At 71.4% G+C, this 26259-nt stretch carries 25 protein-coding genes; 12 read left to right on the forward strand and 13 right to left on the reverse strand.

Features of this window, described 5'->3' with window-relative positions; all coding sequences use genetic code 11:
• The first annotated feature begins 25 nt into the window (after positions 1-25).
• From EAD89_RS15975 to EAD89_RS15995, 5 genes are all read left to right on the forward strand, one after another.
• On the forward strand, positions 26-529 hold the full coding sequence (locus tag EAD89_RS15975) for a hypothetical protein (RefSeq protein WP_121676277.1): 504 nt from the start codon (positions 26-28) through the stop codon (positions 527-529).
• 152 nt (positions 530-681) lie between these two features.
• Entirely contained in the window at positions 682-1599 is a 918-nt protein-coding gene (pdxS, locus tag EAD89_RS15980) for a pyridoxal 5'-phosphate synthase lyase subunit PdxS (RefSeq protein WP_121654490.1), read from the forward strand.
• 41 nt (positions 1600-1640) lie between these two features.
• The gene (gene pdxT, locus EAD89_RS15985) at positions 1641-2249 is read left to right on the forward strand and encodes a pyridoxal 5'-phosphate synthase glutaminase subunit PdxT (RefSeq protein ID WP_121676278.1); all 609 of its coding nucleotides are present in this window, start codon (positions 1641-1643) and stop codon (positions 2247-2249) included.
• Positions 2250-2508: 259 nt separating this feature from the next.
• On the forward strand, positions 2509-3261 hold the full coding sequence (locus EAD89_RS15990; RefSeq protein ID WP_121654488.1) for a YebC/PmpR family DNA-binding transcriptional regulator: 753 nt from the start codon (positions 2509-2511) through the stop codon (positions 3259-3261).
• A 102-nt stretch (positions 3262-3363) separates the two neighbouring features.
• On the forward strand, positions 3364-3990 hold the full coding sequence (locus tag EAD89_RS15995; RefSeq protein WP_233578727.1) for a DUF402 domain-containing protein: 627 nt from the start codon (positions 3364-3366) through the stop codon (positions 3988-3990).
• Positions 3991-4022: 32 nt separating this feature from the next.
• Here EAD89_RS15995 and EAD89_RS16000 read toward each other — a convergent pair whose 3' ends face one another.
• The 7 genes from EAD89_RS16000 to EAD89_RS16030 form a co-directional block, all read right to left on the reverse strand.
• Positions 4023-5084, reverse strand: coding sequence for an ABC transporter permease (locus EAD89_RS16000; protein WP_121676279.1), 1062 nt, complete (start codon positions 5082-5084; stop codon positions 4023-4025).
• Positions 5081-5974, reverse strand: coding sequence for an ABC transporter ATP-binding protein (locus tag EAD89_RS16005; RefSeq protein ID WP_121654486.1), 894 nt, complete (start codon positions 5972-5974; stop codon positions 5081-5083). The genes EAD89_RS16000 and EAD89_RS16005 overlap by 4 nt, the downstream gene beginning before the upstream one ends.
• A gap of 81 nt (positions 5975-6055) precedes the next feature.
• On the reverse strand, positions 6056-6775 hold the full coding sequence (locus tag EAD89_RS16010) for a response regulator transcription factor (protein ID WP_121676280.1): 720 nt from the start codon (positions 6773-6775) through the stop codon (positions 6056-6058).
• On the reverse strand, positions 6772-8112 hold the full coding sequence (locus EAD89_RS16015) for a sensor histidine kinase (protein WP_121676304.1): 1341 nt from the start codon (positions 8110-8112) through the stop codon (positions 6772-6774). Before EAD89_RS16015 ends, EAD89_RS16010 begins: the two co-directional genes overlap by 4 nt.
• A gap of 125 nt (positions 8113-8237) precedes the next feature.
• Positions 8238-9185, reverse strand: coding sequence for a permease prefix domain 1-containing protein (locus EAD89_RS16020; RefSeq protein WP_121676281.1), 948 nt, complete (start codon positions 9183-9185; stop codon positions 8238-8240).
• Complete coding sequence (locus EAD89_RS16025; RefSeq protein ID WP_121676282.1) at positions 9182-9523, reverse strand: PadR family transcriptional regulator; 342 nt, start codon at positions 9521-9523, stop codon at positions 9182-9184. The genes EAD89_RS16020 and EAD89_RS16025 overlap by 4 nt, the downstream gene beginning before the upstream one ends.
• Positions 9524-9653: 130 nt before the next feature.
• Positions 9654-10274, reverse strand: a complete 621-nt coding sequence (locus EAD89_RS16030) for a hypothetical protein (protein WP_121676283.1) — start codon at positions 10272-10274, stop codon at positions 9654-9656.
• 187 nt (positions 10275-10461) lie between these two features.
• On the opposite strand from EAD89_RS16030, the gene EAD89_RS16035 reads away from it, so the two are divergent.
• Positions 10462-11862 carry a serine/threonine-protein kinase gene (locus EAD89_RS16035; protein WP_121676305.1) on the forward strand — a complete coding sequence of 467 codons (1401 nt, stop codon included), beginning with the start codon at positions 10462-10464 and terminating at the stop codon, positions 11860-11862.
• A 136-nt stretch (positions 11863-11998) separates the two neighbouring features.
• On the forward strand, positions 11999-13180 hold the full coding sequence (locus EAD89_RS16040) for a low temperature requirement protein A (RefSeq protein WP_121676284.1): 1182 nt from the start codon (positions 11999-12001) through the stop codon (positions 13178-13180).
• Between the two features lie 27 nt (positions 13181-13207).
• Here EAD89_RS16040 and EAD89_RS16045 read toward each other — a convergent pair whose 3' ends face one another.
• The 3 genes from EAD89_RS16045 to EAD89_RS16055 form a co-directional block, all read right to left on the reverse strand.
• Positions 13208-13777: a hypothetical protein gene (locus EAD89_RS16045; RefSeq protein ID WP_121676285.1), complete on the reverse strand. Its 570-nt coding sequence runs from the start codon at positions 13775-13777 to the stop codon at positions 13208-13210.
• Positions 13778-13854: 77 nt separating this feature from the next.
• Positions 13855-14400 (reverse strand): RNA polymerase sigma factor, encoded by a 546-nt coding sequence (locus tag EAD89_RS16050; protein WP_121654478.1) that lies wholly within the window; start codon positions 14398-14400, stop codon positions 13855-13857.
• 101 nt (positions 14401-14501) lie between these two features.
• Positions 14502-15122, reverse strand: coding sequence for an L-threonylcarbamoyladenylate synthase (locus EAD89_RS16055; RefSeq protein WP_121676286.1), 621 nt, complete (start codon positions 15120-15122; stop codon positions 14502-14504).
• 145 nt (positions 15123-15267) lie between these two features.
• Here EAD89_RS16055 and dnaE point away from each other — a divergent pair, with 145 nt between their 5' ends.
• Positions 15268-18798, forward strand: coding sequence for a DNA polymerase III subunit alpha (gene dnaE, locus EAD89_RS16060; protein WP_121676287.1), 3531 nt, complete (start codon positions 15268-15270; stop codon positions 18796-18798).
• Between the two features lie 24 nt (positions 18799-18822).
• On the opposite strand, the gene abc-f is transcribed toward dnaE, so the two are convergent.
• A complete protein-coding gene (abc-f, locus tag EAD89_RS16065; protein WP_121676288.1) occupies positions 18823-20460 on the reverse strand; it encodes a ribosomal protection-like ABC-F family protein in 1638 nt (545 codons plus the stop codon).
• Positions 20461-20777: 317 nt separating this feature from the next.
• On the opposite strand from abc-f, the gene EAD89_RS16070 reads away from it, so the two are divergent.
• From EAD89_RS16070 to EAD89_RS16080, 3 genes are all read left to right on the forward strand, one after another.
• On the forward strand, positions 20778-21170 hold the full coding sequence (locus EAD89_RS16070) for a type II toxin-antitoxin system RelE/ParE family toxin (RefSeq protein ID WP_121676289.1): 393 nt from the start codon (positions 20778-20780) through the stop codon (positions 21168-21170).
• Positions 21170-21484, forward strand: a complete 315-nt coding sequence (locus tag EAD89_RS16075) for a transcriptional regulator (RefSeq protein ID WP_121654474.1) — start codon at positions 21170-21172, stop codon at positions 21482-21484. The genes EAD89_RS16070 and EAD89_RS16075 overlap by 1 nt, the downstream gene beginning before the upstream one ends.
• 102 nt (positions 21485-21586) lie before the next feature.
• Positions 21587-22417 (forward strand): transglutaminase-like domain-containing protein, encoded by an 831-nt coding sequence (locus EAD89_RS16080; protein WP_121654508.1) that lies wholly within the window; start codon positions 21587-21589, stop codon positions 22415-22417.
• 58 nt (positions 22418-22475) lie between these two features.
• Here EAD89_RS16080 and EAD89_RS16085 read toward each other — a convergent pair whose 3' ends face one another.
• Together EAD89_RS16085 and EAD89_RS16090 are read right to left on the reverse strand one after the other, a co-directional pair.
• The gene (locus tag EAD89_RS16085; RefSeq protein ID WP_121676290.1) at positions 22476-23171 is read right to left on the reverse strand and encodes a response regulator; all 696 of its coding nucleotides are present in this window, start codon (positions 23169-23171) and stop codon (positions 22476-22478) included.
• Positions 23168-24754, reverse strand: a complete 1587-nt coding sequence (locus tag EAD89_RS16090; protein WP_121676306.1) for a sensor histidine kinase — start codon at positions 24752-24754, stop codon at positions 23168-23170. The genes EAD89_RS16085 and EAD89_RS16090 overlap by 4 nt, the downstream gene beginning before the upstream one ends.
• Positions 24755-24852: 98 nt before the next feature.
• Between EAD89_RS16090 and EAD89_RS16095 the strand changes: the two genes are divergently transcribed.
• Complete coding sequence (locus EAD89_RS16095; protein WP_121676291.1) at positions 24853-26244, forward strand: cation:dicarboxylase symporter family transporter; 1392 nt, start codon at positions 24853-24855, stop codon at positions 26242-26244.
• The last annotated feature ends 15 nt before the right edge of the window (positions 26245-26259 follow it).

Consider the following 26259-nt stretch of genomic DNA (forward strand, 5'->3'; position numbering starts at 1 on the left):
CGGACGGAAACGGAGCAGCACTACGATGCCGCACATGTGGTGGGTGGTGGCCGCGAGCCTGGTCGTGGGGCTGGTCGCGGCGTACCTCATCTGGACCGCCGGTCGGGTCGAGAGGTTGCAGGGCCGCGCGGAGCTGGCGGCGCGGGCCCTCGACGCCCACCTGCTGCGCCGGGCGGCGGCCGCCGCCGTGCTGGCCGAGCGGCGTTTCGGCGTCGAGCTGTACGCGGCGGCCCGGATCGCCCTGGACGCTCCTCCGGACGAGCGGGAGGCGGCGGAGAACGACCTGACCCGGCAGCTGCGCGGCGTGCAGCTGGACCCGGCCGATCCGGACTGCGGGGCCGTCATCGCCGCGAGTCGCCGGCTCGCGCTGTCCCGGCAGGTGCACACCGACCTCGTCCGGGACGCCCGCTCGGCGCGCAGCCGACCGCTGGTGCGGTTGTTGCGGATGGGGCGGGGCCGGGAGTGGCCGCGGTACTTCGACATCGACGACCCGACCTTGACGGTGCCCGCGGACGTGCCCGCGAACTGACCGGACGTCGTCGCCCGGCCCACTCCGACGGTCGGTGACGGGGGCCACACCGCAGGCCACCGGGGGTCTGATTGGCTGTCGGTGCGGCGTTGGCCCGGGCGTAGCATTTTCGCTGCCACCACCCCCGGAGCACGTCCAAGGAGCGATGACCCGTGTCCGAAACCACCGCCCCGAACGCCGGTACCACCCCCGTCGTCGGCACCGCCCGCGTCAAGCGTGGCATGGCCGAGATGCTCAAGGGTGGCGTGATCATGGATGTGGTCAACGCCGAGCAGGCCAAGATCGCTGAGGACGCCGGTGCGGTCGCGGTGATGGCGCTGGAGCGCGTGCCCGCCGACATCCGCGCGCAGGGCGGGGTGTCGCGGATGAGCGACCCCGACATGATCGACGGGATCATCGAGGCGGTGTCCATCCCGGTGATGGCCAAGGCCCGCATCGGCCACTTCGTGGAGGCGCAGATCCTCCAGTCGCTCGGCGTGGACTACGTCGACGAGTCCGAGGTGCTCACCCCGGCCGACTACGCCAACCACATCGACAAGTGGGCGTTCACGGTCCCCTTCGTCTGCGGCGCGACCAACCTGGGCGAGGCGCTGCGCCGGATCACCGAGGGCGCGGCCATGATCCGCTCCAAGGGCGAGGCCGGCACCGGTGACGTCTCCAACGCCACCACCCACATGCGCAAGATCCGCCAGGAGATCCGCCGGCTCGCCTCGCTGCCGGCCGACGAGCTGTACGTCGCGGCCAAGGAGCTTCAGGCCCCGTACGAGCTGGTCAAGGAGGTCGCCGAGAGCGGCAAGCTGCCGGTGGTGCTGTTCACCGCCGGCGGGATCGCCACCCCGGCCGACGCCGCGATGATGATGCAGCTCGGCGCGGAGGGCGTCTTCGTCGGCTCCGGCATCTTCAAGGCCGGCAACCCGGCCCAGCGCGCCGCCGCGATCGTCAAGGCCACCACCTTCCACGACGACCCGGATGTGCTGGCCAAGGTCTCCCGCGGTCTCGGCGAGGCGATGGTCGGCATCAACGTCGACGAGATCCCACAGCCGCACCGCCTGGCCGAGCGCGGCTGGTGAGCGCGAGGAGTGAGCCGGTCCTGCGATCGAAGGGCGGGCCGGTGAGCGCGAGCGGGCCGACGATCGGTGTGCTCGCGCTCCAGGGAGACGTCCGCGAACATGTCACGGCCCTGGCCGCGGCGGGCGCGGACGCCCGCCCGGTGCGCCGCCCGGCGGAGCTGGACGCGGTCGACGGGCTGGTCATTCCCGGGGGCGAGTCCACCACGATCAGCAAGCTCGCCGACATCTTCGAGATGCGCGACCCGATCGACAAGCGGATCGCCGACGGCATGCCGGTCTACGGGTCCTGCGCCGGCATGATCATGCTGGCCACCGAGGTCCTGGACGGCCGCCCCGACCAGCGTGGCTTCGCGGGTATTGACATGACGGTGCGGCGCAACGCGTTCGGCCGACAGGTCGACTCGTTCGAGGCGCCCGTGGAGATCAGCGGGATTCCGGGTGAGCCGTTCCACGCGGTGTTCATCCGTGCCCCGTGGGTCGAGCGGGTCGGCGGCGGCGTCGAGGTGATCGGGAAGGTGACCGGTGGCCCGGCCGCCGACCGGATCGTGGCGGTCCGGCAGGGCAACCTGCTGGCCACCTCGTTCCACCCCGAGCTGACCGGTGACCTTCGCCTGCACGCGTACTTCGTGGAGCTGGTCCGGGCCGCCTGAGGCGTCTGTCCGGCCGGCGGGGCATGTTCTCCGGCCTCCGGTCGTTGTCTTCTGGGTGCCCCGGGCGCGCCGACGGCGCCCCGAGCGGGTGCCGGGTGTGACACGCCCGGGTGTGACCTCGGTAAGATTGCCGCGGTTCGGCAGGGCCGTCGCCCGGCGCGGCATCTCCCGCGGAGCCGACCGGCCGCCGGATCGCCGACGCGGCGCGGAATCGGTGCGGCAGTCGACGCAGGCGTGGAATGACAGACGGAGGTACGAGATGTCCGGCCACTCAAAGTGGGCGACGACCAAGCACAAGAAGGCCGTCATCGACGCCAAGCGCGGCAAGATGTTCGCCAAGCTGATCAAGAACGTCGAGGTGGCCGCCCGGACCGGCGGCGGCGACCCCTCCGGTAACCCGACGCTCTACGACGCCATCCAGAAGGCCAAGAAGAGCTCGGTGCCGAACGACAACATCGACCGCGCGGTCAAGCGCGGCTCCGGCCTGGAAGCCGGCGGCGCCGACTGGCAGACGATCATGTACGAGGGGTACGGCCCGAACGGCGTGGCGATGCTGATCGAGTGCCTCACCGACAACCGCAACCGGGCGGCGACCGAGGTGCGCACCGCGCTGACCCGCAACGGCGGCTCGCTCGCCGACGCCGGCTCGGTGTCGTACATGTTCTCCCGCAAGGGCGTGGTGATCGTCCCCAAGGAGAGCACCAGCGAGGACGACGTCATGATGGCCGTCCTCGACGCCGGCGCCGAAGAGGTCAACGACCTCGGCGAGGCGTACGAGGTGGTCTCCGAGCCGACCGACCTGATCGCGGTCCGCACCGCTCTCCAAGACGCCGGCATCGAGTACGAGTCGGCCGAGTCCTCCCTCATCCCCAGCATGAACATCCCGCTGGACGAGGAGGGCGCTCGCAAGATCTTCAAGCTGATCGACGTCCTGGAGGACTGCGACGACGTGCAGAACGTCTACGCGAACTTCGACGTCAGCGACGACGTGATGGCCGCGGTCGACGCCTGACGCGGCAGGACTGGCTGGCTCCCGCCGGGCGGTTGACCGTCCGGCGGGAGTCACCCCTTCACGGCCAGGCCGCCGGGCCGACCCGGAGCGAGGGAGTGCACCGTGGGGGAGACGGCACACCGGTTCGCGCCGGGCGACGTGGTCGTCCGACGTGAGGTCCTGCTCGGTGAGGTCTGGTTCGGCTGCCCGACGATCTGCGTCGAGGACTCGCCCGACCTGCTCGCCCTCTACCTCCCGCCGGGGGCCGAGTTCGGCTTCCCGGAGACCGGCGTCTTCCCCTGTGGGCGACACCCGTGGGAAGCCACCGGGCATGGCGCCTGGCGGGGGCACGGCAAGCTGATGCTGCACCGCCCGGGCGAGGCGCACTCGATCGACGTGTTCTGGACGGGCCCGGAGCGCGACTTCGCCGGCTGGTACTTCAACCTTCAGGATCCCCTGCGGCGTACCCCGATCGGGGTGGACACCCTGGACCACGAGCTGGACCTGTGGTGGGGTGCGGACGCCGACCGGTACGTCTGGAAGGACGTGGAGATGTTCGCGCAGCGCCTCGTCGAGGGGCGCTACCCGGGCATGGCGGACGCCATCCGGGGCGAGGGTGACCGGATCGCCGCCCTGCTCGACGCGGGGCAGCGCTGGTGGGACCCGGCCTGGGCGGCGTGGTGGCCCGACCCCTCCTGGTCGGTGCCCCGGTTGCCCGCCGGCTGGGACGAGGTGCCGCCCGCCCATTGAGGACGGACGGCACCCGCGCGGGCCGTTCACGGTCAGCCGATGGTTTCCCGCTCCCGCCAGGCGGCGCGCATCGAGGTCCGCCCGTTGGTCCGCAGCAGCGACCCCTCGTAGATCCGCGCCCCGGCGACCACGAAGGCGCCGGCGGTGACCAGCAGGATGGCCAGCGAGACGAACGGTTCCCAGCCGGCGGCGTCCCCGGTGAACAGCCGCAGAGGCATCGCCGTGGGCGACGAGAACGGCAGGTAGGACAGCAGCCGCATGGCGGCCGCGTTGTCGTTGAGGAAGATCACCGCGAAGAACGGCAGCATGACGGCGAGCTGCACCGGCGTCGACACACCGGCGATGTCCTCCTGCCGGTTGACCAGGGCGCCGGCCGCCGCCCACATCGCGGCCAGCAGCACGAAGCCGAGCAGGAAGAACGGCACGAACCAGCCGATCGCCGGGGCGAGCAGGCTGAGCAGATCGCCGCTGTCGCCGATCTGCATGCCGATCACGGCCACCACAGCGATCAGCGCGATCTGCGCGAATGCCAGGATGCCGCCGGCCACCACCTTGCCGGCCAGCAGCGCCCGGACCGGCACGGCGGCGACCAGGATTTCCACGATCCGGGTCTGCTTCTCCTCGGTGACGCTCTGTGCGATCTGCAGGCCGAAGGTCTGCGAGGTGATGAAGAAGACGAACGCGAAGACGAACGGCACCAGGAACGCCACCACCGGGTCGACCGCGTCGGGGTCGAGCAGCTGCACCGGCGGAGCGCTGCTCAACGCCCGGACCACGTCGTCCGGGGACTCGTCCATGGCGAGCACCTTCGGACCGGAGACCACTGCGGCGTCCACGTCGCCGTCGCGGACGGCCTGTTCGGCGGCGCGGTCGTCGGGCACCACGAGGACCTCCAGGCCGGCGTCGCGCAGCGGGCCGGCGGCCTCCTGGGTGACCGCGACGCTCTGCGGACCGCCGGAGAGCAGCGGCGGCAGGATGGTGCCCGCGGCGGCGATCAGCAGGAAGAAGAGCGTGCCGAACAGGAAGGTGCGGTCGCGCAGCTTGACCCGGATCTCGCGTTCGGCGACCAGCCGGGTGGCCTGGGTGACGTTCACTGGGTGACCTCTCGGAAGATCTCGGTGAGCGAGGGGCTGACCGGGCGGAAGGCGCGGACCGGGCCGCGGGCCAGGGCCGCCTGCAGCACGGGCTGTTCGTCGGCGCCGGCTGGCAGGTCGAAGACCACTCGTGCGCCGTCCAGCTCGACCAGGGTCACCCCGGGGTGGTCGCGCACCCAGCCGGCGTCGTTCGCCACCACCAACTCGTAACGGGGCACGGTGTACGAGTCGCGCAGTTGCCGCCGGCTGCCGGCGGCCCGGATCACCCCGTCGCCGATGATCACCAGGTCGTCGCAGAGGCGCTCCACCACGTCGAGCTGGTGGCTGGAGAAGAGCACCGGCGCTCCGGCCGAGGCCCGTTCCCGCAGCACGGTGACGACGGTGTCGACGGCCAACGGGTCGAGGCCGGAGAACGGCTCGTCGAGCACCAGCACCTCGGGGTCGTGCACCAGCGCGGCCGCGATCTGGGCGCGCTGCTGGTTGCCCAGCGACAGCGTCTCCAGCAGGTCGTCGCCGCGCGCACCGAGCCCGACCCGTTCCAGCAGCGTGTCGGTGGCACGGCGTGCCGCGGCGGCGTCCAGGCCGTGCAGACGGCCCAGGTAGGTCACCTGCTCCCGGGTGGTCATCTTGGGGTAGAGGCCTCGCTCCTCCGGCATGTAACCGAAGCGCCGGCGGTCCTGCCGGGTCAGCTTCGTGCCACCCCAGCTCACCTCGCCGGCGTCGGGGGCGAGCACACCCAGGATGATCCGCATGGTGGTGGTCTTGCCGGCGCCGTTGGCGCCCACGAAGCCGGTCATCCGGCCGGCGGCCACCTCGAAGGACACGTTCTTGAGCACCTGCCGGTCGCCGAAGCTGCGGTCGACGCCGTCGATGCGGAGCGTTCTGGTCACGCCCCCACGCTAGATCGAATACGGCGTCCCGCCGTCAGCCCGGCGGCTGAGGGGGCGGGTCCGTCGCGCGACGGATGCCCGTCACCCGCCGGGTCGGACCACCCCGTTCTCGTACGCGAACACCACCGCCTGCACCCGGTCGCGCAGGCCGAGTTTGGCCAGCACCCGGCTCACGTGCGTCTTCACCGTCGCCTCGCCCAGGTGGATGGTCGCGGCGATCTCCGCGTTGCTCGATCCGGACGCGAGCAGCACCAGCACCTCCCGTTCACGCGGCGTCAGCTCAGCCAACGCGGCGTCGGCGTCGGGTCCGCGGTGGGCGTCGCCCGCCGGGTCGCCGGGGCGTGCGAAGGTCGAGATCACTCGGCGGGTGATCTCCGGGGCGAGCAGACCGTCGCCCCGGGCCAGCACCCGGATCGCCTCGACCAGTTCCTCCGGCGTGCCGTTCTTGAGCAGGAAGCCGCTGGCCCCGGCCCGCAGCGCGGCGAACAGGTAGTCGTCGCGGTCGAAGGTGGTGAGGATCAGCACCGCCGGCGTGCCCGGCCCGGCGGCGGTGATCTGCCGGGTGGCCTCCAGCCCGTCCATCCCGGGCATCTCCACGTCCATGAGTACGACGTCGGGCCGGGTGGCTCGGGTCATCGTGACGGCTCGCTCGCCGTCGGCGGCCTCACCGACGACCTGGATGTCGTCCTCCACCTCAAGGATGACCCGGAAGCCGGTGCGGACGAGGTGTTGGTCGTCGGCGAGCAGCACCCGGACCGGCCGGCCGGCGTCGGGTGCCTCATGGGCCGGTGCCGTGCTCATGCCGAGCGCTCCGCGCCGGCTGCCAGCGGGTGCCCGTCGCTCGACTCCCGCTGTGCGCCGACCGGCGGGTCGGCCGACGCCGCCAGCGGGAAGCGGGCGCGTACCCGCCAGCCACCGCCGGCACGCGGCCCAGCCTCCAGGTCGCCGTCGTGCGCGGTGACCCGTTCGCGCATCCCGATCAGACCCAGCCCAACGACGGCGTTGGCCCTGCCGCCCACCCGTCCGTCGTCGGTCACGTCGACCTCCACCTCCCGGGCCAGGTACCGGACCCGCACGTCCAGCAGGTCCGCCCCGGCGTGCTTCAGCGTGTTCGTCACCGCTTCCTGCGTCACCCGGTAGGCCGCCTGGGAGACCGATTCGGGCAGCACAACCTGGTCGCCGTACACCCCGAGGGTGGCCGTCAGTCCCGCGGCCCGGGCCCGCTCGACCAGCTCGCCGATCCGTTCGACGCCGCCGGCCGCCGGGGGCTCGACGTCGGCGCCGGCAGAGGTCCGCAGCACGCCGAGCATTCGGCGCAGCTCGTCCACGGCGGTGCGGGCGCTCTGCTCGATGGCGGTCAGCGCCGTGCGGGCCTTGCCGGGGTCGCGGTCGAACACCCGGCGGCAGGCGGACGCCTGCACCCCCATCACCGACACGTGGTGGGCGACCACGTCGTGCAGCTCCCGGGCGATCCGGACCCGTTCGCCGAGCACCGCCCGCTCCCGGGACTCCTCCTGTGAGCGGCGCAGGTCCTCGGCCTGGGCGCGCAGCTCGTGCTCGCGCCGCGCCGCCACCCAGGCGGTCTCGCCGAAGAAGTACGCGAACCCGAAGACCAGCACATTGACCAGTACGCCGGTGACCATCGCGGCGAGCACCGGTGGCACCGGCCCGACCGCGTCGGCGAAGGCGTCGGGCGGGATGTGGTCGATCGTCACCGCGTAGTAGATCCCCAGCCAGGCGAACATCGTGGCGATCACGCCGATCCGCAGCCGGCGGGCCAGCTGGTGGTCCTGTCCCCAGGCGCCGACGGTGTAGAGGGCGCAGAACAGAGCCCAGGCGGAGAACTGGGTCTCCGGGGCCGAGCGTGCCTGCGCGGCGATGAACGCCACCGAGACGATCAGCAGGGTCGCGGCCGGCCAGCGCCGCCGCCAGATCAGCGGCAGGGTCACCGCGACGGTCCAGAACAGTTGCTCCTGCCCGGACGGCGGCGGGCCCAGCAGGAACGCCCCGGTGCTGCGGGCCAGGGTGAGGCTGACCAGCGCCAGCAGGGTCACCCCCAGCCCGAGCCAGAGATCGATTCGGCGCTGCTCCGATGTCGGGCCCGGGCGGCGCCATTCGTCACGCTGTGCCACGGTCATCCGGGAACCATGCCACGCCGGCCACGCCGGCCGCCACGTCCATTCGCCCAGCCGTACGGCGTGGTACGGCGGACGGGCGGCGGCCCGGCGCGAGGTGCGCGCCGGGCCGCCTGGTCGGCTGTTGGTCACGCCGTCTGGCGGCGGGTCTTGAGGGCGGTGTCGATGAGGTCCCAGATCAGGACCACGGCCACACCCACCGCGATGAAAGCGCCCAGGGTGTTCCGGTTGTCCGCCTCCGCCAGCCAGCTCAGGCGCTCGCCCAGGCTCGGGTTGAGCAGCCGGTCAGAGAGCGCCAACCACAGCACCGGCACCGTGAACGCCAGGTTGAGCAGCGCCTTGGTCCCGAACAGGGCCCAGTTCCAGCGCCCGATCCGGTACTTGACGATCTCGAAGATCGCGGTGGCGGCCAGTACACCGATCAGCGCCGGCAGCCAGAACGACCACAGGGCCGGGTCGAGGATCGGGATGTTGTCGCCGTCGGTGGCGTGCACCCAGGACTGGTAGTGCTGGAACGGCAGGTAGCCGATGGTCAGCACCAGCATGGCCACCGACGCGATGGTGTCGGCGAGGGAGACGTCCTTGTGCACGGGGACGTCGGGCAGCTGGTCGACGGTCCAGCCGGGCAGGTCCATGGTCGGCTGGGAGCGCTCGATGAGGGCGAAGACCAGGGTGAGCCAGAAGGCGATCTGCACGGCCACCTGCATGGCGGTGACGACGCCCGTCCCGATGGCCCCGAAGCCCTTGCCTTCGGCGACCTGGACGACTGTCACCACCGTGCCGACGAGCGCCGGGATGAAGCTGAGCAGCAGTTTCAGCAGCCGCAGCCAGACCAGGTAGTACGTCGGGCCGATGAGATGCAACCGGCGGTCGGCGTACCGGGCGGCCAGGAGGTCCGGGTTGCCCAGCTCGGTGAGCACCTCCCGCTCGGCGGTGGTGGTGTCCTGGCCGGCGCCGGTGCGGTCCTCGATCATGTCCTCGATCGAGGCGCGCAGCTCGTCGGCGATCTCGTCGCGGCGCGGGGTCGGCACCGAGCGCAGGGTGGCAGCGAGGTAGCGGTCGGTCAGGGTGTTCATCGGTCCACTCCTTGGATCAGCCCGGTGATGGAGGTCTGCACGGCGGCGAGGTCGTCGAGCAGCCGGCCCAGCATCGACTCGCCCTCGTCGCTGGTCCGGTAGAACTTGCGCGGCCGGCTCTCCTCGGTGTTCCACTCGCTGGTCAGCAGGCCCTGGTCCTCCAGCCGGCGCAGCAGCGGGTAGAGCGTGTTGGCGTCCACCGGGAAGCCGTGGTCGGTGAGCCGTTGCAGCAGTGCGTAGCCGTAGTCCGGTCGGCGCAGCGCGACCAGGCTGGCCACCACGACGGTGCCTCGACGCAACTCCTGCAGGTGCGTCCGTAGAACGTCCTCGCTAACCATGTGTCACACCATACTGTGTGCCACACAGTGTTGTCCAGCTCGATAACATCGTGTCTGCTCGTCCCCCGTCGGTGCGGCACGACGAAAGGGGGCGCCCGGCCGCCGCCGGACGCCCCCACCTGGACCGGGATCAGCAGGACGTGCCCTGCCGGAAGTTCCGCTCGACGAAGGTGGCCGGCCCGACCTGGAAGTAGCCCACGCCGGGTCGGATCGGGTGCCCGGTGAACAACTCCACCCGCGACCCGACGCGCACCAGGTACGCCTCGGCGTCCCCCGCGTCGTTACGGATCAGCGAGCCTCGCCGGCCGTAGATCGCCTCCAGCTCCGCGAAGGACATGCCGACCGCCGCGCCCGCGGGGGACCGGGGCGGTGCGGTGGCCGTACCGACCTCCACCAGACGTCCGTCGCGGAAGGCCAGCAGGATCACGCCGGCCCAGGGCCCGGTCGCGCCGGCGTGCACGACGCCGTCGCAGCCCGCCGCGGTCCAGTCGATGCGCCCGGCCGCGGTGAGTGCCGTCAGGCTGGCACCGATCCGGTACACACCGGCACCGCTGACGCTGAGCACCCGGGGGTGGCGGTGCCCGCCGCCCGGCTCGACGGCGGGCGAGGCGGCGAGCGACCCGGGGTGCGCCGCGCCGGCCCTGGTGTCGCCGGTCGGGGACGCCGCCGCGGCCGGAGCGGCGACGGTCGCCGGGACGAGCGCCCCGAGCGCCAGCGCCACCGTGGTGATGAGGATCGAGGGTCGGTTCATGTCTGCTCCCTGGGGTGGTTGGTCTCCTGCTCTGTTAGTCACCGCGACAGCGCCCGCGGTTCGTCGGGTTTCGGACCCGACCGGACCCCTCGCTGATGCACCCGCGTTCGGGCCTGCCGCCGCGTCGGTGGGCCGGTCTACTGTGAACTGGGACGCCGACCGACGGGGCTGGCCGGGGGTGACGCGGGTGACGGCTCCGCAGCGGATCGGGCCCTACGCCATCGAGCGGCTGCTGGGCGTCGGTTCGTTCGCGACGGTCTGGCTGGGCTACGACCGGGCGCTCGACGCGCACGTGGCGATCAAGGTGCTGGCCGAGAACTGGAGCCACGACCTGCGGGTCCGCGAACGCTTCGGGGACGAATTCCGGCTGCTGCGCCGGTTGGAGCACGAGTGGCTGGTCCGGGTGCACACCGTCGGCGAGCTGCCCGACGGCCGGCCGTACGCGGTGCTGGCCTGGGCGGACCGGGGGAGCCTGCGGGACCGCCTGGCCGCTGGGCCGATCCCCGGGCCGGCGGCGCTGCGGCTGCTCGGCGAGATCTGCGCCGGCGTCGCCGTGCTGCACCGGCACGGCGTCGTGCACCGCGACCTCACCCCGGGCAACATCCTGTTCCGCTCCGCCGACGCGGACGGCCCCGACGCCGAACGGGTGCTCATCGCCGACCTCGGCCTGGCCAAGGCCCTCGCCGCCGCCTCCGGGCTGACCGCCCGCGCGGGCACCCCGGGTTACATGGCGCCGGAGCAGGACGACCCGGGTGCGGTGATCGACACCCGCGCCGACGTGTACGGGCTCGGCCGGCTCGGGACCCGGCTGCTCGCCGCCGATCCGCCGGGCGCCGCCTCCGCCGGCCCTGACCCGCCCCGCCACGCCGCCGCGATCCGGCTGCGCGAGGGCGTCCCGTCGGCGGTCGCGCCGGTGCTCGCCCGGGCCACCGCGTACCACCCGGCTGACCGCTATGCGGACGCGGCGGCCGTGCACGCCGCGCTGGCCCGGGCGGCCGGTTCCGCGCCACAGCCCCCGTCAACCCGACCAGCGGTCCGCCGCCGGTGCCGGTTGCGGCTGGTCGGGGCGGCCGTCGTGGCCGTCGTCGCGGTGGGTGGGGCGGGCGCCGAGCCCGGTGGCGCAGGGCGGCCGGCCGCACCGACGTACACCAGCGGTCCACTGACCGTGGCGTTGCCGGCCGGCTGGTCCGCCACCGGGGCGACCTGGGCCGGTCAGTACGGTGCGGACGGCGACCCGGAGCCGGCGCTGGTGCTGTCGCCGCATCCCCGCCGCTGGGCGGTCGACCCCCGGTTGCCCGGCGCGTTCGTCGGTCTCTCCGCCGCCACGGCCGCGCGTACCACGCCGGCCGGGTTCCTGGCCGAGCGCGCCCACACGGACTGCACGTCCGCTCCGGCCCGCACCAGCCGGCAGGCGGGCGTCGAGTGGACCGTGATGACGTACCGCTGCGACCGGGGCCGGCCGCGGATCGTCGAGTCGGCCGGGCTGCATCGCGGCCGCGCCGCCCTGGTGTATGTGCAGATCGTGCCTCCCGCCGATGCTGGGCCCGACTTCGTCGACACCCTGCTCGCCGGCGTGCGGGTGCGATAGCGGCAGGTCGCGGTGCGGGCGAACGCGCCCGACGGCGGTCCCTCGGGTGTGAAGCTGTCACCGTGGCCGAGAAGCGCAGTCAGGCCGTGGCGGCGCCGCCGCCCGCCGGTCGCAGGCTCGGCGGGAGTCCGAGCGGATGCCGATGACGGACGGCCCGCCTCAGCCGCTGACCCGCAGGGCGGACGGGCCGCAGCGTGCGGATCTGCTGGAGCTGTTCTTCGACCTCGCCTTCATCGCCAGCCTGACCCTGACGTCGCAGAAGATGGCGGACGAGCGGTCCTGGACCGGGATCGGCCAGGCGTTGCTCGCCCTGTCGACGCTGTGGGCGGTGTGGGTGACCACGACGTTGATCACCGACACCTACAGTCCGCGGAAGCGCCCGATCCCCTACCTGATTCTGGGCATCATGTTCGGCGTCATGCTGATGTCCGCCGCGCTGCCGACGGCGTTCCGTGACCACGGACTGATCTTCGGTGGAACCTGGGCCGCGATAAATCTGGGCCGGGGGCTGGTGCTCATCCGGTCCCTGCGCGGCCGGCAGGGGCAGGAGCGCTCCCTGCGCGCCCTGGTCTGGAACCTCGGCTCGGGGACCCTCTGGGTGGTCGGCGGCCTCCTGACCGACCCGGAGTGGCGGCTCGTCGTGTGGTTCGCCGCGCTGGCCGTGGACTACCTCGCGTTCGGGTTCCGCTTCCCCATCCCCGGTCGGGCGCCCCTGCCGCGGTACCAGGTGGCCCCGGAGCACCTCGCCGAGCGGTACCAGCAGATCTACATCCTCACTCTGGGCGAACTCATCCTGGTCAGCGTCCTCAGCCTGAGCCACCAACCCTTCACCCCCGGTCGGATCGGCGCCTTCGGCACCGCGTTCCTGACAGCGGTGGTGCTCTGGTGGAGCTACGCCCAGGGAGCGGGCGCGACCCTCCGCGCGGCCATCGAGGCGTCACCGCACCGAACCCGGCTGGTGCAGACCAATCCGTACGCCCACTGGTTGATGGTGGCCGGGGTGGTGGGCACGGCCGCCGGCGTCGAACGGATCATCGCGCAGCCGGGGGAGCGGCCCGGCGGCCCCATGACCGCGCTCATCCTGGGCGGCGCCGGGCTCTTCCTCTTCGGTCGGACGGTCCTGGAGCACGAGGTCTACGGGCGGGTGCCGCTGTCGCACGTCGTCGGCGTCGCTGTCACGATCGTCCTGGCGCCCTTCGCGGCGCAGCTGCCCGGTCTGGCGCTGGGCGTCGCCGCCGCCCTGGTGCTGCTGGGGGTGGCGGCCGGCGAACTGCTCCGCGCGCGGCGCGGATCCGCCCCGGAGGCGGTGGCACCCTGACGCCGGCCTCGACCGCCCACCGGCGGGCTAGCGGACCACCACCGTGATGGTGTGCGCCCGGTCCTCCTGCGGGATCCGGACGGCGACGGTGCCGGGGCGGACGAACCGGATGTCCACCACCCCGGCCTCGTACTGCTGGGAGACCAACTCGGGGCGGTCCACGGTGACCAGACCGGGCCCGATGCCCTGGATCCGCAGCACCGCTCCGGTGGCGAAGCAGAGCGACCGCAGCAGCTCAAGTTCGGTCTCGGCCAGCGGCAGGTCGTACCGGACCGCTCCCTGGCAGGCCGTGGTCGGTCCCGTCGACGAGGGGGCCGGCCGGGGCGGCGTACCCCGGGTCCTGGTAGGTGCGGGCGGTGCCGGGGCCGGACGTCCGGTGGTCGGCGGCACCCGGGACGGCGACACGCTGCCGGTGGGTGCCGCTGTGGGCGTCGCGCTCGCGGTCGCCGTCGAGCCGGGCGTCGCCGTCGAGCCGGATGCGCCGGGCGGCTGGACGGGCAACGGCGAGACCGGCTCGCCGCCGCAGCCGACCGCGACGGTCAGGGTGAGCGCGGCGGCCGTGGTCGTGGTGAGTCGGCGGAGGGGAGAGGGGCGCATGGCGGGCTCCTTCCTCGGCGGTCCGTTCACCCCGTTGGTCGCCGTCGCCGCCGATGCCGTTCGCCGTCCGGGGGCGCTCAGCTCGGATCGCCGCCGAGCCGTTGCCGGACCTCCCGCCGGGCGAGGTGCAGCCGGGACTTCACCGTGCCCTCCGGCACCTCCAGCAACGTGGCGATCTCCGGGTAGCTCAGCCCGAGGACGTCGCGCAACGTCACCACCTCGGCGAGGTCGGGTCGCACCGCGTCGAGCGCGTCGAGCAGGTCCAGGCGTGTGCCGGCGACGACGCTGGTCCGCCGCGGGTCGGCCCGGTCGGGCAGCGGCACGCCGCCGGCCTCCAGACGCCAGCGGCGGCGCAGTGTGCGGTACGTCGACCGGGCCCGGTTGGCGCTCAGCCGGTGCAGCCAGGTGCGGAACGAGGAGCGACCCTCGAACCCGCTGACGCCGCGGGCCACGGCCAGCAGCGTGTCCTGGCAGGCTTCCTCGGCGTCCTCCCGGTTGGGCAGGAACCGGGCGCACAGTCGGAGCACCTCGGGGCGCACCGCGACCAGCAGGGCGTCCAACGCCGCCGTGTCGCCGTGCGCGGCGGACCGGGCCAGGGCGTCGATGTCGTCGTCGAGAGGCATGCCGGGGTGTCCAATGCTCGGCGGTGCCGTTCTCCGAGCGTACGGCCCGATGTCGCCGGTCGGCCCGACCGAGTCCGGCAGCCGACTCGGACCGCCCGCTGCTACTCGAAGCGGGACGGGTCCCCGGCGCCCCGGCGCAGGATCTCCGGCTCGGACCCGGACAGGTCGACCACCGTCGTCGGCTCCTTACCGCAGTCGCCCGCGTCGACCACCGCGTCGAGCTGGTGGTCGAGCCGTTCCTTGATCTCCCAGCCCTGGGTCATCGGCTCGTCGTCGCCAGGCAGGGCCAGGGTGCTCGACACCAGCGGCTCGCCCAGCTCGGCCAGGAGCGCCTGGGTGACGGTGTGCCGGGGTACGCGGACACCGACCGTGCGCTTCTTCGGGTGCAACATCCGGCGCGGCACCTCCCGGGTGGCCGGCAGGATGAAGGTGTAGCTACCCGGGGTGGACGCCTTCACGAGGCGAAAGACCGAGTTGCTGATCTGGACGAACTGGCCGAGCTGCGCGAAGTCCCGGCAGACCAGCGTGAAGTGGTGCCGATCGTCGAGGTGGCGGATCTCGCGGATCCGGTCCAGCCCGTCCCGGTTGCCCAGCTGGATGCCGAGCGCGTAGCAGGAATCCGTCGGGTAGGCGACCAGCCCACCTCCGCGGATCAGGTCGGCGACCTGGCCGATGATCCGGGGCTGCGGGTTTTCCGGGTGTACGTCGTAGTACCTCGCCATCCTGAAGAGCCTAGGCTCATTCGCGGGCGTTGAGGAGACGAGGGCCACCCTCGGCGCGGACGGTGGAGCCGCCGAGATCACCTCGGTAGGGTAGGTCCCGGTCGGCTCCGACCAACAAGATCCACATCGCCGGGGGGCGCCACGCATGGCCGATTCGTTCGCGCATCTGCACGTGCACACCGAGTACTCGATGCTCGACGGAGCGGCCCGGCTCAAGGACCTGTTCGCCGAGGCCCAGCGGCTGGGCATGCCGGCGGTGGCGATCACCGACCACGGCAACATGCACGGCGCGAACGACTTCTACAACCAGGCGATGGCCGCGGGGATCACCCCGATCCTGGGCGTCGAGGCGTACGTGGCGCCCGAGTCGCGCTACCACAAGGCGCGGGTCAAGTGGGGTCGGCCGGAGCAGAAGAGCGACGACATCTCCGGTAACGGCGCGATCACCCACAAGACCATGTGGGCGAAGAACGCGCAGGGCCTGAAGAACCTGTTCACCCTCAACTCGCGCGCGTCCATGGAGGGGCACTACGTCAAGTGGCCCCGGATGGACATGGAGCTGATCGCCGAGCACGCCGAGGGGATCATGGCCACCACCGGCTGCCCCTCCGGCGCGGTGCAGACCCGGCTGCGGCTCGGCCAGTTCGACGAGGCGCTCAAGGTCGCCGCCAGCTACCAGGACATCTTCGGCAAGGACAACTACTTCCTGGAGATCATGGATCACGGCCTCTCCATCGAGAGCCGGGTCCGCGAGGGCCTCACCGAGATCGCCCGCAAGCTCGACATCCCGCCGGTGGTCACCAACGACTCGCACTACACCCACGAGGCGCAGGCCACCGCGCACGACGTGCTGCTGTGCGTGCAGACCGGCAGCAACATCGACGACCCGAACCGGTTCCGCTTCGAGGGCGGCGGCTACTTCATCAAGAGCGCCGACCAGATGCGCGCGGTGGACTCGTCGGAGCTGTGGCAGGAGGGCTGCCGCAACACCCTGCTGGTCGCCGAGAAGGTCGACCCGGCCGGCATGTTCGAGTTCCACAACCTGATGCCGCGCTTCCCGGTTCCGGAGGGGGAGACCGAGGAGTCCTGGTTCCGCAAGGAGACCTTCGCCGGCCTGGGCCGCCGCTACCCGAACGGGATCCCGGAGGGGCACGTCGTCCAGGCCGAGTACGAGCTGGGCGTCATCAACCAGATGGGCTTCCCGTCGTACTTCCTCGTGGTCGCCGACTTCATCCAGTGGGCGAAGAACCAGGGCATCGCGGTGGGTCCGGGCCGTGGTTCGGCCGCCGGCTCGCTCGTCGCGTACGCGCTGGGCATCACCGACCTGGACCCGATCCAGCACGGCCTGATCTTCGAGCGGTTCCTCAACCCCGAGCGGGTCTCGATGCCGGATGTCGACATCGACTTCGACGAGCGTCGGCGCGGTGAGGTGATCAAGTACGTCACCGACAAGTGGGGCGAGGACAAGGTCGCCCAGATCGCGACCTTCGGCACGATCAAGGCGAAGGCCGCGATCAAGGACTCGGCCCGGGTGCTCGGTTTCCCGTACGCGGTCGGCGACCGGATCACCAAGGCGATGCCGCCGGCCGTGATGGGCAAGGACATCCCGCTCACCGGCATCTTCGACAACAAGCACCCCCGCTACGCCGAGGCCGGCGAGATCCGCGGCCTGTACGACTCGGACCCGGACGTCCGCAAGGTGATCGACACCGCCAAGGGCATCGAGGGGCTGATCCGGCAGACCGGTGTGCACGCCGCCGGCGTCATCATGTCCGCCGAGCCGATCATCGAGCACATCCCGTTGATGCGCCGCGACGCCGACGGGGCGATCATCACGCAGTTCGACTACCCGACGTGCGAGTCGCTCGGGCTGCTGAAGATGGACTTCCTCGGCCTGCGCAACCTGACGATCATCGACGACGCGGTCAAGAACATCGAGCTCAACCACGGCAAGAAGCTCGACCTGCTGGCGCTGCCGCTGGACGACAAAGCCGCGTACGAGCTGCTGGCCCGCGGTGACACGCTCGGCGTGTTCCAGCTCGACGGTGGCCCGATGCGGTCGCTGCTGCGGTTGATGAAGCCGGACAACTTCGAGGACATCTCCGCCGTCCTGGCGCTGTACCGGCCCGGCCCGATGGGCGTCGACTCGCACACCAACTACGCGCTGCGCAAGAACGGCCTCCAGGAGATCACGCCGATCCACCCGGAGCTGGAGGAGCCGCTGCGGGAGATCCTGGCGCCCACCCACGGCCTGATCGTCTACCAGGAGCAGGTGCAGCGCGCGGCGCAGATCCTCGCCGGTTACACCCTCGGTCAGGCGGACCTGCTGCGCCGGGCGATGGGCAAGAAGAAGAAGGAGATCCTCGACAAGGAGTTCATCCCGTTCCGGGACGGCTGCCGCGAGCGCGGCTACTCCGACGAGGCGATCCAGGCGGTCTGGGACGTCCTGGTGCCGTTCGCCGGGTACGCCTTCAACAAGGCGCACTCCGCCGCGTACGGCCTGGTCTCCTACTGGACCGCGTACCTCAAGGCGCACTACCCGGCCGAGTACATGGCGGGGCTGCTGACCAGCGTCGGTGACGACAAGGACAAGATGGCCCTCTACCTGTCCGAGTGTCGCCGGATGCGCATCCAGGTGCTGCCGCCGGACGTGAACACCTCGGCCGGGCCGTTCACCCCGGTCGGCACGGACATCCGCTTCGGCCTGGCCGCGGTGCGCAACGTCGGCGCGAACGTGGTCGCCTCGATCATGCGGTGCCGCGCGGAGAAGGGCGACTACACCGACTTCTACGACTTCCTGTCCAAGGTGGACGCGGTGGTCTGCAACAAGAAGACGATCGAATCGCTGATCAAGGCGGGTGCCTTCGACTCGCTCGGGCACCCGCGCAAGGGCCTGCTCACGGTGCACGCCGACGCCATCGACGCGTACGCCGACGTCAAGCGCAAGGAGGCGGTCGGCCAGTACGACCTCTTCGGCGCGGGCTTCGGTGACGCCGACACCGGCAGCACGACGGTGATGCCGACCATCGGCGAGAGCGAGTGGGAGAAGCGGGACAAGCTGGCCTTCGAGCGGGAGATGCTCGGCCTGTACGTCTCCGACCACCCGCTGTTCGGCCTGGAGCACATCCTCGGCGCGGCGGCCGACACCACCATCGCCTCCCTCGCGGAGGACGGCGCGGTCCCCGACGGGGCGGTGGTCACCCTCGCCGGCATCCTCTCCGGGGTGCAGCGCCGGGTCACCAAGCAGGGCCGTGCCTGGGCGTCGGCCACCCTGGAGGACCTGGCCGGTGGGGTGGAGACGCTGTTCTTCCCCAACACCTACGAGGTGATCGGGCAGTACATCGCCGAGGACGCCATCGTGGTGGTCAAGGGTCGGGTGGACCGCCGCGACGACACCCCCCGGATCATGGCGATGGACATGTCCATGCCGGACGTCAGCACCAGCGCCAGCACCAAGCCGGTCACCCTCACCATCCCGGTGCACCGGTGCACGCCGCCGTTGGTGGAGCGGCTCAAGGAAACCCTGGTGCTGCACCCCGGCGACACCGAGGTGCACGTCAAGCTGCTCAACGGCGGCCGGACCACCACCCTGCGGTTGGGCCCGTTCCGGGTGGCGGCCACCACCGCGCTGATGGGTGACCTGAAGAGCGTCCTCGGCCCGGCCAACGTGAGCTGACCGGGCCGCGGGACGCCGCCGGGCTCAGCCCCGGTCGGGGGCCGCGATCTCCCGCAGCTGACCGTCGGCCAGCCGCAGCCAGCGCTGCACGCCGATCTCGGCGAGGAACCGCTCGTCGTGGCTCACCACCACGAACGCTCCCTGGTACGCGCTCAGCGCGCTCTCCAGCTGCCCGACGCTGACCAGGTCCAGGTTGTTGGTCGGCTCGTCGAGCAGCAGCAGTTGCGGTGCCGGTTCGGCGCAGAGCACGCAGGCCAGGGTGGCGCGCAGCCGTTCGCCGCCGGAGAGCACCCCGACGGGCAGGTTCACGCGCGAGCCCCGGAACAGGAACCGGGCGAGCAGGTTCATCCGCTTGGCGTCGGGCAGGCTCGGCGCGTACGCGGCGAAGTTCTCCGCCACCGTACGGTCGAGGTCCAGCAGGTCCAGCCGCTGCGACAGGTACGCGATCCGCCCGTCGCCACGCTTCAGCTCGCCGCCGGCCGGTTCGAGGTCACCGTTGACCAGGCGCAGCAGGGTCGACTTGCCGACGCCGTTCGCCCCGGTGAGCGCGATCCGTTCCGGCCCCCGGATCACCAGGTCGGCGCCGTCGCCGGCGAACAGCTCCCGGTCGTCGAAGCGGGCCCGCATACCGTGACCGGAGAAGACCGTCCGCCCGCCCGGGACGGTCGTGTCCGGCAGGTCGACGGTGATCTTGTCCTCCTCGCGGAGTGCCCGGCCGGCCTCGTCGAGTCGGGACTTGGCCTGGCCGAGCCGGTTGGAGTGTGTCTCCTGAGCCCTGCCCGCCGACTCCTGCGCGCTGCGCTTGAGGCCGCCGGCAACGATCCGGGCCAGGCCGGCGTTCTTCAGGTTCTTGGACGCGTTGCTGGCCCGCCGGTCGGCGCGCTCCCGGGCCTGCTGCATTTCCCGCTTCTCCCGCTTGACCTCCTGCTCGGCGTTGCGCAGGTTGCTCTCGGCCACCTCCCGCGCCGCCTGCACCGCCTCGGTGTACGCGGTGAAGTTGCCCCCGTACCAGTGGATCTCGCCGCGTTCCAGCTCGGCGATGCGGTCCATCCGGTCCAGCAGCTCCCGGTCGTGGCTGACCAGCAGCAGGCACCCGGGCCAGTCCGTGAGGACGTCGTAGAGCTTGTGCCGTGCCTCCAGGTCCAGGTTGTTGGTCGGCTCGTCGAGCAGTAGCACGTCCGGGCGTCGGAGCAGCTGCGCCGCCAGGCCGAGGGAGACCACCTGGCCGCCGCTGAGCGTGTGCAGGCGGCGGTCGAGCGACACGTCACCCAGGCCGAGCCGATCCATCTCGGCGCGGGTGCGCTCCTCAATGTCCCAGTCGTCGCCGATCGTGGCGAAGTGTTCCTCGCTGGCGTCACCGGCCTCGATGGCGTGCAGGGCCGCGATCCGCTGGGCGACGCCGAGCACCTCGGCCACGGTCAGGTCGCCGGCCAGCGGCAGGGTCTGCGGAAGGTAACCGAGCAGGCCGTCGACGGTGACGCTGCCGCCGCTGGGCCGTAGCTCGCCGGCGATCAGCCGCAGCAGGGTGCTCTTGCCGGCGCCGTTGGGGGCGACCAGGCCGGTGCGACCGCCGGGAACGGTGAAGGACAGCTCCGAGAAGACCGGGGTGTCGTCCGGCCAGGAGAAGGACAGGTTCGAGCAGACGATGAAAGCGTCAGACATGCGAGTGACCTCAGTGAGTGGGCTGGGCGCGTTCGAGCGCGCCCGACGACAAACGGGACCAGTGGAACGACGTCATGGCCACGGCAGCTGCGCCTACGCGCGCCGAACCGATGGCCGAACACATCCGGTCTCACCCGGAGATGTCGTCGTCACCCGCCATGTCTGGTCTCCCTGGTCGTACCGCTAACCCAGCGGGCCCAGTCTAACAACGGATCTTCATCCCGCCACCGGGTTCCCGGGCTGCCCCGGAGTGGAGGAGGCGCGCCCAACGACAACGGGACGAGGACGTCGGGTATAGGCGGAGCTATAGTTCTCCTATGTCTCATGACCCGCCACGTCGCTGGGCGATCAGGACGACAACGGATCTCCGTGATTGGTTGCGCTCTCTTCGCCAGGCTGACCCGGTGACGTACCGATCGGTCAACGTAGCGATCGACATGCTGGCGGAGACCGGCCCGGGCCTGGGGCGCCCACTGGTCGACACCCTCAGAGGTTCGAGCATCAGCAACCTCAAGGAACTCCGACCACGATCTGGAAGGGACGTCGCCGTTAGGGTGCTGTTCGTCTTCGATCCCTGGTCCCAGGCCGTGCTGCTGGTAGCAGGCAACAAGGCAAGAGATTGGAGTGGATGGTACGAGAAGGCGATTCCGGTCGCCGAGATTGCGTACGAGGGCTGGATTGCTGTTGAGAGGAAGAGGAGGGAGGGCTGATGAGCGACTTCCATGACTGGAACGACATCCGGGCTGAGCTGCACGACGGGGACGATGAAGCGCTCGACGCAGAACGTGCTCGCACCGAGGCGTGGATCAGCGCGTTCCATCTTGCCGAGGAGCGGAAGCGGCTTGGCCTGACCCAGCGGCAGGTGGCCGAGCTGATGGGTGTCACGCCCGGTCGAGTCAGCCAGATCGAGAACGGTGATCTGGAGGCCAACGAAGTCGCAACGCTGAGCCGCTATGCGCGGGCGCTCGGGGCTCGCATGCGGATCATTTTCGACTACGGCGATGACCTCCGTCAGATCGCCTGACCCCTGTTCGGTATCGTGACGGCGCTGCCCATCTCCTTCCCCGCAAGCGCGCGGAGTGGCAGTCGCACGGCGGTGTCGGACTCGGTGTCTACGATGGCGGCCATGGCGACGGCGATCAATTACGTCACGGGTGGTCAACTGACGACACTTGCCCGGGTTCGCCCGTCCGCACTCGCACACCTTCCGAGTGACCCTGTCGATATCTGTCGACTGGTGCCAAACCTGGTGATCCAGCCGAGCGCCGCGAAGGACCTGTGCCTGCCGGCCGAGCGGTTTTCCGAGAATCAACTTCGACCCGCCGCCAGGCTCATCGACGCCCTACTGTCCCTGGACCCGGCCCCGTTGACTGTGGCGCGGGAGCCCGAACGGCGAGTGATCGGCACCTGCCGTCACTTCGCCGTGCTGAGCTGTGCCCTGTTGCGTCATCGCGAGATCCCAGCCCGTGCCCGCTGTGGCTTCGCGACGTACTTCCAGCCTGGGCGAGGTGTGGACCACTGGATCACCGAATACTGGCACGATGCCGACGGTCGCTGGGTGCGAATCGATCCCGAGATCGTGAACGATTCCATCGTTGCGAGACCGGAAGACCTAGCGGCCGGAGACTTCCTGACCGGCGGTGAGGCGTGGGCTGCCTTCCGGGCTGGCCATATCGACGCTGCGCATTTCGGCGTGTACGGGACCGAGAACTGGGGGCCTGGGGAGATCCGAGGCAATGCGATTCGGGATCTCGCCGCCTTGAACAAGCTGGAGATGCTTCCGTGGGATGAGTGGGGGCGAATGGACGCGTCCTACCGGGGCGAGACCGGGGCCGACTACGACGCGCTCATGGACACGGTCGCTGCCGTCTGCGCCAGCGACGATCTCAATGCAGTAGCAGATCTCTATGCGTCTGCGGGTGCGGACCTGGAAGTCCCCACGGACCTCGTCAACTGACCCTGGCCACCAGCGCCAAGGGGTTGCGGGTGGGTGATCGCGCGGAACTACCGCTCGCCTACCTGGGCCGGTACTCGACCTCGGGGCGGCCGGGGGTGCCGTAGCGGGGGCTGCGGGCGGCCCGGTCGACGGTCACCAGGTATTCCAGGTAGCGGCGGGCGGTCACCCGGGAGATGCCGGTCGCCGCGCTCACCTCGGTCGCGGACAGCCCCGCCTGCGCGCCGGTCCCGTCTGCCAGCGCGGCGCGTACCCGATCGAGGGTCTGCGCGTCTAGCCCCTTGGGGAGGCTGTGCCCGGCGGTGCCGCGCAGGGTGGCGAACATCTGGTCCACCTCGTGCTGGGCGGCCACCTCACCGTCGGCGAGCGCCTGGGCGCGGTAGTCGGCGTACCGCTCCAGCTTGTCGCGGAACGCGGCGAAGGTGAACGGCTTGAGCAGGTAGTGGGTCACGCCGAGGGAGACCGCGGTGCGCACCACCGCCAGGTCCCGCGCCGAGGTCACCGCGAGCACGTCGACGCTGCTGCCGGCCGCGCGCAGCGCCCGGCAGACGTCCAGGCCGTGCAGGTCGGGCAGCCGAAAATCAAGGAGTACGAGGTCCACGTCGCCGCCGTCGTTGGCGCGCAGCGCCGCCATCGCCGACCGCGCGGTGTGCGCCACCCCGACCACCACAAAACCGGGAACCCGTTCGGCGTACGCGCTGTGCGCCTCCGCCAACAGCGGCTCGTCCTCGACGACCAGCACGCGGATGTCGGTCATCGGCGCGCCCGGACGACCGGCAACCGGACGGTGAACAGGCTGCCACCGTCGTCGGAGCGGCCCACCTCGGACCGGCCGCCGTGCCGGTGGATCACCTGCCCGATCAGGGCCAGGCCGAGCCCACGGCCGTTGCTCTTGGTGGACCAGCCGCGTCGGAACGCGTCCTGCACCCGGTCCGGAGCCAGCCCGGGGCCGCTGTCGGCGACCCGGACCACCAGTTCGTCGTCGACCGCGCCGACGAAGACCCGCACGCGGCGGGGCGCCGGCGTACCGGCCACCGCTTCGAGGGCGTTGTCGATCAGGTTGCCGACCACGGTGAGCAGGTCGTTGGTCGGCAGCGGGCTGTCGTCGAGCCGGCAGTCCGGTTCAATCACCAGGTCCACCCCGCGCTCGCTGGCCTGCGCCGACTTGCCGAGCAGCAGCGCGGCCAGCGCCGGCTCGGTCACCGCGCCGACCACCCGGTCGGTGAGCTGCTGAGCCAGCGCGAGGTCCCGGGTGCCGAGCCGCACCGCCTCGTCGGGGCGGCCCAGCTCCACCAGGGTCAGTACGGTGTGCAGCCGGTTGGCCGACTCGTGGGTCTGCGCCTGCAACGCCTCGGTCAGCGCGCGTACGGAGTCCAGTTCGCTGGCCAGGCTGCGCAGCTCGGTCTGGTCGCGCAGGGTCAGCACCGTGCCGAGCACGGCGCCCTCGAAGCGGGTGATCCGCTGGTTGGCCACCAGCACCCGGTCACCGGCCACGACCGGCTCGTCGAGGGCGTCCCGCCCGGAGCCGAGCAGCTCCGCCACCGCCGGTGGCAGGTCGATGCCGGCCACCGGCTGGTCGATCACCGGCGCGTCCGCGTCGAGCCCCAACAGCCGGCGACCCTCGTCGTTGATCAGCGCCACCCGGCGGTCGGTGGTCAACACGACGAGGCCCTCACGCACCGAGTGCAGGACGGCGTCGTAGTACTCGTACATCCGGGTCATCTGCGCCGGCCCGAGGCCGTGCGTCTGCCGCCGCAGCCGGCGGCTCAGCAGCCAGGAGCCGGTCGCCGCGAGGGCGAGCGCCGGCGCGGCGAAGCCCAGCAGCACCGGCAGCTGGCCGAGCAGCTTGCGGTTGATCGCCGAGGTGGTGATGCCCACCGAGACCAGGCCGACGATCCGGCGCTGGTCGTCGTACACCGGAACGACCGCGCGCACCGACTCGCCGAGCGTGCCGACGTTGGTGACGGTGAACGGTTGGCCGGCGAGCGCCGGCCCGATCTCCCCGACGAACGGCTGGCCGATCAGCTCCCGGGTCGGGTGCGAGAAGCGGGTGCGATCGGGGGCCATCACCACCACGAAGTCGGTGCCCGTGGCCAGCCGGGTCGATTCGGCGTACGGCTGGAGGATGCTGGCCGGGTCGGCGGTCGCGAGGGCCGCGCGGACGTCGGGGGAGCGGGCCACGGTCTGCGCCACCGCGAGCACCTCCTCCTGTGCCGCCTGCCGGGCGTCGCTGCGGGCCAACCAGAAGGCGCCCGCCGCGCCGGCCAGCACGAGCAGCGTCACCACCACCGCCTGGAGGGCGAACAGCTGCCCCGCGATGCTCCACTGGCGCCGGGCCACCTCCACCACCTCCTCGTCGTGCCGGTCGTTGTGGCTTTCGCGGTGAACAGAATGACCGCAAGGCTGTCAACGGGTGAGACGCGCTTCACATTGTCGACATGGACTCCACCGCATCCACCACCACACCGGCGCCGCCGGCCCGCCGGGACCGTACCCGTTACCTCTACCTGGCCGTCATCGTCGCCGTGCTGGCCGGCATCGTGGTCGGGCTGGTCGCCCCCGATTTCGGCAAGGAACTCAAGCCGATCGGCACCGGTTTCGTCAACCTGATCAAGATGATGATCAGCCCGGTCATCTTCTGCACCATCGTGCTGGGCGTCGGCTCCGTCCGGCAGGCCGCCAAGGTCGGCAAGGTCGGCGGCCTGGCCCTCGGCTACTTCCTGACCATGTCGACCGTCGCGCTCGCCATCGGCCTGGTCGTCGGCAACCTCATCCACCCCGGTTCCGGGCTGGACCTGGGCCAGGACCTCGCCGGCGCGGGCAAGGCCGCCGCGGGCGACGAAGCCGGCGGGACGGCGGACTTCCTGCTCGGGATCATCCCGACCACGCTGCTCTCCGCGCTCACCGAGGGGGAGGTGCTCCAGACGCTCCTGGTCGCGCTCCTGGTCGGCTTCGCCGTACAGGCCATGGGCCGGCGCGGCGAGCCCGTGCTGAGCGCCATCGGCGTCATCCAGCGGGTGGTCTTCAAGGTGCTCGCCATGATCATGTGGCTGGCGCCGATCGGCGCGTTCGGGGCCATGGCCGCCGTGGTCGGCGCGACCGGTGTGGACGCGCTCAAGAGCCTCGCGCAGATCATGGTCGGCTTCTACGCGACCTGCCTGATCTTCGTGCTGGTGATCCTCGGAGCGCTGCTCTGGTTCATCGCCCGGATCTCGATCTTCTCGCTGCTGCGGTACCTCGGACGGGAGTTCCTGCTGATCCTGTCGACCTCCTCGTCGGAGTCGGCGCTGCCGCGCCTGATCGCCAAGATGGAGCACTTCGGGGTGAGCAAGCCGGTCGTCGGCATCACGGTGCCCACGGGGTACTCGTTCAACCTGGACGGCACGGCGATCTACCTGACGATGGCGTCGCTGTTCATCGCCGACGCGCTGGGCAAGCCGCTGTCGATCGGCGAGCAGGTGTCGCTGCTGCTCTTCATGATCATCGCGTCCAAGGGTGCCGCTGGGGTCACCGGCGCCGGGCTAGCGACGCTGGCCGGTGGGCTCCAGTCGCACCGGCCCGACCTGGTGGACGGGGTCGGGCTGATCGTGGGCATCGACCGTTTCATGTCAGAGGCTCGGGCGCTCACGAACTTCGCCGGCAACGCGGTGGCGACGGTGCTGGTGGGGACCTGGACCGGGGAGTTCGACCGGGATCGCGCGGTGGGAGTGCTGCGCGGCGACGACCCGTTCGACGAGGCGACCATGCTCGACGAGCACGACGACGAGGACAAGTCGGAGTCACGGCGAGCTGCCGACGAGGCGGCCACACCGGCCGGGGTGTCGGCCTGACCTGCGATCAGGAAC

The organism is Micromonospora sp. BL4 (assembly GCF_003667505.1).
GTDB lineage: Bacteria > Actinomycetota > Actinomycetes > Mycobacteriales > Micromonosporaceae > Micromonospora.